Source organism: Inquilinus limosus, assembly GCF_002195995.1.
Lineage (GTDB): Bacteria > Pseudomonadota > Alphaproteobacteria > DSM-16000 > Inquilinaceae > Inquilinus > Inquilinus limosus_C.
In genome coordinates this window covers 1-8,362 of record NZ_NHON01000165.1, presented here as the reverse complement: position 1 = coordinate 8,362, position 8,362 = coordinate 1, and the positions used below count along the sequence as shown (strand labels likewise).

Below are 8,362 nucleotides of genomic sequence, written 5' to 3'. Positions count from 1 at the left end.
GCCCCACCCTGCCTGAGGCCATGTCCGACACCTCCTCCGCCCGACCTTCCCGCTCCTCCGACGCGAACCCGCTGCGCAGCTGGCTGCGCGGGCTGCTGCGCGGCAAGAGCGAGGAGGATTGGCGCGAGACCATCGAGGAGCTGATCGAGGATGGCGACGACGGCGCGGACGAAGCCTCGGTCGCCCGGCACGAACGCGTGCTGCTGGGCAACATCCTGCGGCTGCGCGACCGCAGCGCCATCGACGTGATGGTGCCGCGGGCCGACATCGTCGGGGTCGAGGTCGACACGCCGCTGCCCGGGGTGCTGGACATCCTGGCCCGCGAGGCGCACAGCCGGATGCCGGTCTATCGCGACAATCTGGACGACGCGCTGGGCGTGATCCACGTCAAGGACGTGGTCTCGGCCCTCAGCCGCGCCCGGGCCGGCGACGGCGACGCGCCGAAGTCGCTGGCCGATATCCTGCGGCCGGTCCAGATCGTCGCACCGTCGATGCCGGTGCTCGACCTGCTGCAGCAGATGCGCGAGAAGCGCCAGCACATGGCGCTGGTGATCGACGAGTTCGGCGGCATCGACGGGCTGATCACGATCGAGGATCTGGTCGAGGAGATCGTCGGCGAGATCGAGGACGAGCACGACATCGACGAGCCGCCGCAGCTGGTCGAGAAGCCGGACGGCACGCTGATCGCCGATGCGCGCCTGCCGATCGAGGCCTTCGAGGCCAAGGTCGGCGCGGTGCTGGAGGAGGACGAGCGTGACGACATCGACACCCTCGGCGGCCTTGTCTTCTCGCTCGCCGGCCGGATCCCGGCGCGGGGCGAGCTGTTGACCCACCCCAAGGGGTTCGAGTTCGAGGTGATCGATGCCGATCCGCGCCGGATCAAACGCCTCCGCATCCGCCGCAAGGACGGCGCCGAGCCTGGCTGAGACAGCCGGGCCGCGGCCCGGTGGCGCCATCGACCGCTTCGCCGCCCGCCTGATGGGGCTGAGCCGCTGGCGGCGCTTCGGCGCCGCCATCGCCTTCGGCGTCCTGGCCAGCCTGTCGGTGCCGCCGCTCTACGCCGCGCCGCTGCTGTGGCTGGCCTTTCCGGCCCTGTACTGGCTGCTGGTCGGCGCCCGCGGCGGCCGGGCCGCCTTCTTCACCGGCTGGGCCTTCGGCTTCGGCTTCTTCGTGCCCGGCCTGTACTGGGTGTCCTGGGCGCTGACCGTCGACCTGCCGCGCTTCTTCTGGCTGATCCCCTTCGCCCTGGCCGGGCTGCCGGCGCTGCTGGGCATCTTCACCGGCCTGGCCGGCCTCGCCTTCCACGGGATGCGCCGCGCCGGCTGGGGCGGCCCGCTGGCCCTGGCCGCCGCCTGGGCCCTGGCGGAATGGCTGCGCGGCCATGTCCTGACCGGCTTTCCCTGGAACCTGATCGGCTATACCTGGGTCGGTTGGCTGCCCGTGCTGCAGGGCGTCTCGGTGATCGGCATCTATGGCCTCAGCCTGCTGACCGTCGCCGCCGCCACCCTGCCGGCGACGCTGACCGGGCCGCGCCGGCAGGGCTTCGCGGCCACCGCCGCCGGCGTCGCGCTGTTCGCGGCGATCGCCGGCTGGGGCGCCTGGCGTCTGTCCGGCGACGCGGGCGGCGTGGTGCCGGGCGTGACCCTGCGCCTGGTGCAGCCCAACATCTCCCAGACCGACAAATGGTCCGGCGACAAGCGGATCGAGAACTTCAACAAGCAGCTGGCGATGTCGGCCGCGCCCGGACTCGACCGCGTCAGCGCGGTGATCTGGTCCGAGACCGCGGTGCCCTTCACCCTGTCCTGGGAGCCCGAGGCGCAGAAGGCGCTGGGCGCGATCCTGCCGCCCGGCGCCCTCGCCCTGGTCGGCGCCACCCGGGCCACGCCCTACGGCACCGAGCCGCTGCAGGCCTGGAACAGCATCTACGCGGTCGACCGCGCCGGCACCGTGCTGGCCACCTACGACAAGGCGCATCTGGTGCCGTTCGGCGAGTATGTGCCGCTGCGCGAGCTGCTGGCGCCCCTCGGCATCGAGAAGATCACCGCCGGGTCGGTCGACTTCTCGCCCGGCCCCGGGCCGCGCACCATCGACCTGCCCGGCCTGCCGCCGGTCAGCCCGCAGATCTGCTACGAGGCGATCTTCCCCGGCGCCGTGCTCGACCCCTCGGCGCCGCGGCCGGGCTGGATGCTGAACGTCACCAATGACGGCTGGTACGGCCAGACCAGCGGGCCGCACCAGCATTTCGCCATCGCCCGCACCCGCGCGGTGGAGGAAGGGCTGCCGCTGGTGCGCGCCGCCAACACCGGCATCAGCGGCGTGGTCGACGCCTATGGCCGGGTCACCGGCGAGATCGCCCTGGGCCAGGCCGGCATCCTTGACGCCGCCCTGCCCGCGGCGCTGCCCGAGACCCCTTACGCCCGCTGGGGCGATGCCGGCTTCTGGCTGCTGCTGGCCCTGGGCCTCCTGCTCGGGCGGGTCGGCCGCCCGGCGCGCGGGACCTTGCGCCCGCCCGCCGCCGGACTGCCTTGAAGTTGCCCGGGTTGGCGCATTAGGATGCGCGCCTTGTGAAACGATCGCACCCATCCCCTTGCGAATTGCTGCGGAGTAGTGTGTGGCCGCACTCGATGCCCCGAAACGGCCCCGCGGTCGTCCTCGGAATGACGAACCCAGCCCGCTCGACGTGCATATCGGCGGCCGCATCCGGTTGCGGCGGACCCTTCTCGGCTACAGCCAGGCCAAGCTGGCGACGGCGATCGGCCTGACCTTCCAGCAGATCCAGAAATACGAGCATGGCTCGAACCGCATCGGCGCCAGCCGCCTGCACCAGCTGAGCCGGGTGCTGGAGGTTCCGGTCGATTTCTTCTTCGAGGACGCGCCGCCGGCCGACGGCCTGCCCGCGGCCGGCCTGGCCGAGGAGGCCGAGCCCTACGATTCCGGCCCGGACCCGATGCAGCGGCGCGAGACGCTGGAGCTGATCCGCGCCTATTACCGGGTCGAGGACCAGGCGACCCGGCGGCGCGTGCTGGACCTGCTCAAGGCCATGTCGGGGGCCCGCAGCGACGAGAGCGGCAGCGACGAGGGCTGATCCGGACTCGCCCACTTGACCGCGCCCGTGGCCCCTGCCAAAAGTCGCGGTCGCCGCCGCAAGACTTTTTACACCCATCTTTCATCGCAGGCAGGGGTTCGACGTGGCCAAAGGCAACTACATCTTCACCAGCGAATCGGTCTCGGAAGGACACCCCGACAAGGTTTGCGACCGGATTTCGGATTCCATCGTCGATCTTTATCTCGGCGCCGATCCCCAGGCCCGCGTGGCCGTCGAGACCTTGGCCACCACCAACCGGGTGGTGATCGCCGGTGAGGTCCGCGGCCCGGCCTCGATCACCCCGGACCTGCTGGAGAACGCCGCCCGCCAGGCGGTGCGCGACATCGGCTACGAGCAGGACGGCTTCCACTGGAAGAACGCCCAGGTCGACGTGCTGGTGCACCAGCAGTCGGCCGACATCGCCGTCGGCGTCGACGCTGCCGGCAACAAGGACGAAGGCGCCGGCGACCAGGGCATCATGTTCGGCTATGCCTGCCGCGAGACCGAGGCGCTGATGCCGGCGCCGATCCAGTTCTCGCACCAGATTCTGAAGAGCCTGGCCGACGCCCGCCATTCCGGCAAGGCGCCGCAGTTCGGCCCCGACGCCAAGGCGCAGGTCTCGCTGCGCTACGAGAACGGCCGTCCGGTCGCCGCCACTTCGGTGGTGGTCTCGACCCAGCATGCCGAAGGCCTGGACCAGGCCGAGGTGCGCGAGATCGTCCGCCCCTATGTGCTGTCGGTCCTGCCCGAGGGCTGGATGTGCGACGAGCCGCATTTCTACGTCAACCCGACCGGCCGCTTCGTCATCGGCGGCCCGGACGGCGATGCCGGCCTGACCGGCCGCAAGATCATCGTCGACACCTATGGTGGCGCGGCCCCGCATGGCGGCGGCGCCTTCTCCGGCAAGGATCCGACCAAGGTCGACCGCTCGGCCGCCTATGCCGCGCGCTACCTGGCCAAGAACGTGGTCGCCGCCGAACTGGCCGAGCGCTGCGTCATCCAGCTCAGCTACGCCATCGGCGTGGCCCACCCGCTGTCGGTCTATATCGACACCCAGGGCACCGGCCGGGTCGACGAGGACAAGCTGTCCGACGTGCTGCAGCAGCTGGTCAATCTCAGCCCGCGCGGCATCCGCACCCATCTCGGCCTGAACCGGCCGATCTACGCCCGCACCTCCTCCTACGGCCATTTCGGCCGGACGCCGGAGGCCGATGGCGGCTTCTCCTGGGAGCGGACCGACCTGGTGGACGACCTGCGGTCCGCCTTCTGATCCGATGACCGAGACCGACGGCGGCGCCGAGAAGCGCCGCCACTTCCACGGCCGGCGCCATGGGCGAAAGCTCCGCGCCGGCCGCGCTGCTTTGATCGAGACCCTGCTGCCGCGGCTGACGGTGGCGCTGCCCGAGCACAGCGGCGCGCTGGACCCGGCCGCCCTGTTCCCGCGCCCGCCGCGCGAGCTGTGGGTCGAGATCGGCTTCGGCGCCGGCGAGCACCTGGCCTGGCAGGCGGCACATCACCCCGAGATCGGCTTCATCGGCTGCGAGCCCTTCATCAACGGCATGTCGACGCTGCTGGCGGCGGTGGAGCGCGACGGGCTGGACATGGTCCGGCTGTGGCCCGACGACGCCCGGCCGCTCTTGGACCGGCTGCCGGACGGCTCGGTCGGCCGCCTGTTCCTGCTGTTCGCCGATCCCTGGCCGAAGCTGCGCCACCACAACCGCCGCTTCATCCAGGACGACACCGTGGCCGATCTCGCCCGGCTACTGAAGGATGACGGCGAGCTGCGCATCGCCACCGACGACGCGCCGCTCTTGGACTGGTCGCTGCAGCGCGTCCGCCGCAACCCGGCCTTCGCCTGGACCGCCGAAGGCCCGGCCGACTGGCGCGAACGGGCCGCCGACTGGCCGCCGACGCGCTACGAGGAAAAGGCCCTGCACGGCCGGCCCTACTATCTGCGATTCCGGCGCCGGCCGCGGGATTAGGGGCCTCCGCGGCCCGCCCTGCGGCTCGGGCGGCGCCCCTCGAGGCGAAACAGGTTGCGTATCTGTGGCGGATGGCTATATATCAGCGCCGTTACCCATAGCGTTCAACTTGACTATGGTTCGGTTGAACGATTGAGAGGGTGGGCTGCGGCCCGCCTTTTTTCGTTGTGGTGACGGCTTCCAAGGCTCTGGACGCGAGGAATGCCGGAGAGGATGACGCAAGTGGAACAGGTGCGCACGATCGTGGCGCCGTCGCTCGAAGCGATGGGCTATGAGGTCGTGCGCGTCCTCATGACCGGCGGCGAGTACAGGCCGCAGCTGCAGATCATGGCCGAGCGGATCGATCGCCGCGGCATGACCGTGGACGACTGCGCCGAGATCAGCCGCACGGTGTCGGCGATCCTCGATGTCGAGGACCCGATTCCGACGGCCTATACGCTCGAGGTCTCCTCCCCCGGCATCGACCGCCCGCTGACCCGTCTCGCCGATTACGAGCGCTTCCTCGGCCACGAGGCGCGGCTCGAGACGCGGGTCCCGGTCGACGGCCGCAAGCGCTTCCGCGGAGTCCTGGCCGGGATCGACGGCGAGACGGTGCTGCTGCGCAGCGAGGAGATCGGGGAGGAGCCGGTGCGGCTGCCTTTCGCCGAGATCCAGCGGGCGAAGCTGATCCTGACCGACGCCCTGATCGAAGCCGCCAACGCAGAGGTCGAGCAGGCGGAGGCCGCGGCCGCAGCCGCTGCCCCCCAGGCCGACGCCCAAGACGCATAGGAACGCCCAAGGCTATGGAACTGCTGCACGTTGCCGATGTCGTGGCCCGCGAGAAGAGCATCGATCGCGACGAGGTGCTGACCGCGATGGAGCAGGCCATCCAGAAGGCCGGCCGCTCCAAATACGGCCATGAGCATGACATCCGCGCCTATATCAACCGCAAGTCGGGCGATATCGAGCTGCGCCGTTACCGCCAGATCGTCGAGACGGTCGAGGACGAGGCCACCCAGCTGGAGGCCAAGGACGCCGCCAAGCGCTGGCCGCATCTGAAGGTCGGCGACTTCGTCATCGACGACCTGCCGCCGATCGATTTCGGCCGCATCGCCGCCCAGACGGCGAAGCAGGTGATCGTGCAGAAGGTGCGCGAGGCCGAGCGCCACCGCCAGTTCGAGGAATACAAGGACCGCGTCGACGAGATCGTCAACGGCTCGGTCAAGCGCGTCGAATACGGCAACGTCACGGTCGACCTCGGCCGGGCCGAGGGCGTCATCCGCCGCGACGAGCTGCTGCCGCGCGAGCATTTCAAGGTCGGCGACCGCGTCCGCGCCTTCATTTATGACGTGCGCGAGGAGCCGCGGGGCCCGCAGATCTTCCTGTCCCGCACCCACGGGCAGTTCATGGCGAAGCTGTTCGCCATGGAGGTGCCGGAGATCTATGACGGCATCATCGAGATCAAGTCGGTGGCCCGCGACCCGGGCAGCCGCGCCAAGATCGCGGTGATCTCCAAGGACAGCTCGATCGACCCGGTCGGCGCCTGCGTCGGCATGCGCGGCAGCCGCGTCCAGGCCGTGGTGGGCGAGCTGCAGGGCGAGAAGATCGACATCATCCCCTGGTCTGGGGACGCCGCCACCTTCGTGGTCAACGCCCTGGCCCCGGCCGAGGTGGCCAAGGTGGTGCTGGACGACACCCAGAACCGGATCGAGGTGGTGGTGCCGGACGACCAGCTGTCGCTGGCGATCGGCCGCCGCGGCCAGAATGTCCGCCTGGCCTCGATGCTGACCGGCTGGGACATCGACATCCTGACCGAGGCCGAGGAGAGCGAGCGCCGCCAGGAAGAGACCAAGCAGCGCAGCGAATTGTTCATGGAGGCCCTGGACGTCGACGACGTCATCGCCCATCTCCTGGTGGCCGAAGGCTTCCGCCAGGTCGAGGAGATCGCCTACACGCCGCTCGACGAGCTGGCGGAGATCGAGGGCTTCGACGAGGGCGTGGCCGGCGAGCTGCAGGAGCGCGCGCTGCGCTGGCTCGAGGAGCGCGACCGGCAGCTGACCGAGCGGTATAAGGAGCTCGGTGTGGCCGAGGACCTGGCGGCGCTGGAGGCATTGACCCCGGCGATCCTGGTCAAGCTCGGCGAGAACGGAGTCAAGACCCTGGACGACCTGGCGGATCTGGCCGGCGACGAGCTGGTCGAGATCCTCGGTGAGAAGACGATCTCGCTCGACGATGCCAACGCCCTGATCATGCAGGCGCGGGCGCATTGGTTCGAGGAGGAGGAGAAGGCCTGAGCGACGCGACCGCCCATTCCCCCGAGGATGTAGACCTGCCCGAGGCCGCAGGGCCCGAGCGGCGCTGCATCGCGACCGGCACCGTGCGGCCGAAGGCGGAGCTGATTCGCTTCGTCGTCGGCCCCGACGGGCAGGTCGTGCCCGACCTGGCGGAACGGCTGCCGGGCCGCGGCCTGTGGGTGAGCGCCGAACGCGAGGCCTTGCTTCGGGCCCAGGCCAAGGGCCTGTTCGCCAAGGCGGCCCGCCAGTCGGTCCGCGCCCCGGACGATCTGGTCGATCGGGTCGAGGCACTTTTGCATCGGAGCTGCATCGATCTCATCGGGATGGCACGCCGGGCGGGACAGGCGGTGGCCGGATATGAGAAAGTGCATGCGTGGCTGGCCGAGGGCCGCGCCGCGGTGCTGCTGGCGGCATCGGATGGTGCGGCGGATGGGCGGGCCAAGCTGGCAGCCCTGGCCGCCGCGGTCCGGCCGGCACCGGCCCTTGTGGAGATCTTCTCCGCCGACGCGCTCGGGATGGCCTTTGCCCGGGACCGCATGGTACACGCTGCGATCGCTCGCGGCGGGCTGGCGGAACGGCTGGTCGCGGAAGCGGCACGGCTGGACGGAATTCGTGGTCGAGCCGACCGGGTCGGACCGGCTGGACGTGGTGTGGTCGACGGGGCATCGGGTGCCGCGCCGGCCTTCTCTGTGCAGGGATAGCGGCGGATCACGCTGGACGATATGACGGATAGCAAGGAACAGGATCGCAAGACGCTGTCGCTGGGCAGTGCGAAGCCCAAGCTCACCCTGGGTGGGAAGCCGGCCGATTCATCGGGTCAGGTGCGCCAGCAGTTCAGCCACGGCCGATCGAAGGCGGTGACCGTCGAGGTCAAGCGCCAGCGCGGCGGCACCAACACGGCCCTGGCCGATGGCGGCGCTCGCTCTCCTCGGCCTCGGTCAGGATGTCGATGTCCCAGCCGGTCAGCATCGAGGCCAGGCGGACATTCTGGCCGCGGCGGCCGATCGCCAGCGACAGCTGGT

The 8,362-nt window shown here is 70.3% G+C and carries 8 protein-coding genes and 1 pseudogene; all 9 read left to right on the top strand.

Annotated features, from left to right (window positions below; all coding sequences use genetic code 11):
- Positions 1 to 926, top strand: a 926-nt coding sequence (locus BWR60_RS34940; protein ID WP_429913058.1) for a hemolysin family protein, incomplete at its 5' end; no start/stop codon positions are given.
- On the top strand, positions 862 to 2,529 hold the full coding sequence (gene lnt, locus BWR60_RS34935) for an apolipoprotein N-acyltransferase (protein WP_088157783.1): 1,668 nt from the start codon (positions 862 to 864) through the stop codon (positions 2,527 to 2,529). The genes BWR60_RS34940 and lnt, both read left to right, overlap by 65 nt.
- Before the next feature lie 82 nt (positions 2,530 to 2,611).
- Positions 2,612 to 3,085 carry a helix-turn-helix domain-containing protein gene (locus BWR60_RS34930; protein WP_088157781.1) on the top strand — a complete coding sequence of 158 codons (474 nt, stop codon included), beginning with the start codon at positions 2,612 to 2,614 and terminating at the stop codon, positions 3,083 to 3,085.
- 103 nt (positions 3,086 to 3,188) lie between these two features.
- A complete protein-coding gene (metK, locus tag BWR60_RS34925) occupies positions 3,189 to 4,355 on the top strand; it encodes a methionine adenosyltransferase (protein ID WP_088157779.1) in 1,167 nt (388 codons plus the stop codon).
- A gap of 4 nt (positions 4,356 to 4,359) precedes the next feature.
- Positions 4,360 to 5,067, top strand: a complete 708-nt coding sequence (gene trmB / locus BWR60_RS34920; RefSeq protein WP_088157777.1) for a tRNA (guanine(46)-N(7))-methyltransferase TrmB — start codon at positions 4,360 to 4,362, stop codon at positions 5,065 to 5,067.
- Positions 5,068 to 5,280: 213 nt separating this feature from the next.
- On the top strand, positions 5,281 to 5,835 hold the full coding sequence (gene rimP / locus BWR60_RS34915; RefSeq protein WP_088157775.1) for a ribosome maturation factor RimP: 555 nt from the start codon (positions 5,281 to 5,283) through the stop codon (positions 5,833 to 5,835).
- 14 nt (positions 5,836 to 5,849) lie between these two features.
- The gene (gene nusA / locus BWR60_RS34910; protein ID WP_088157773.1) at positions 5,850 to 7,340 is read left to right on the top strand and encodes a transcription termination factor NusA; all 1,491 of its coding nucleotides are present in this window, start codon (positions 5,850 to 5,852) and stop codon (positions 7,338 to 7,340) included.
- Positions 7,313 to 8,041 carry an RNA-binding protein gene (locus tag BWR60_RS34905; RefSeq protein WP_230983278.1) on the top strand — a complete coding sequence of 243 codons (729 nt, stop codon included), beginning with the start codon at positions 7,313 to 7,315 and terminating at the stop codon, positions 8,039 to 8,041. The genes nusA and BWR60_RS34905 overlap by 28 nt, the downstream gene beginning before the upstream one ends.
- Before the next feature lie 21 nt (positions 8,042 to 8,062).
- A pseudogene (locus tag BWR60_RS38510) lies at positions 8,063 to 8,212 on the top strand (translation initiation factor IF-2 associated domain-containing protein); the annotation flags it as partial.
- Between the last annotated feature and the right edge of the window lie 150 nt (positions 8,213 to 8,362).

Excerpts from the sequence above, each read along its gene's own strand:
- lnt (WP_088157783.1), top strand. The coding sequence starts at position 862 with ATGCCGATCCGCGCCGGATCAAACGCCTCCGCATCCGCCGCAAGGACG.
- trmB (WP_088157777.1), top strand. The coding sequence starts at position 4,360 with ATGACCGAGACCGACGGCGGCGCCGAGAAGCGCCGCCACTTCCACGGC.
- rimP (WP_088157775.1), top strand. The coding sequence starts at position 5,281 with ATGACGCAAGTGGAACAGGTGCGCACGATCGTGGCGCCGTCGCTCGAA.
- nusA (WP_088157773.1), top strand. The coding sequence starts at position 5,850 with ATGGAACTGCTGCACGTTGCCGATGTCGTGGCCCGCGAGAAGAGCATC.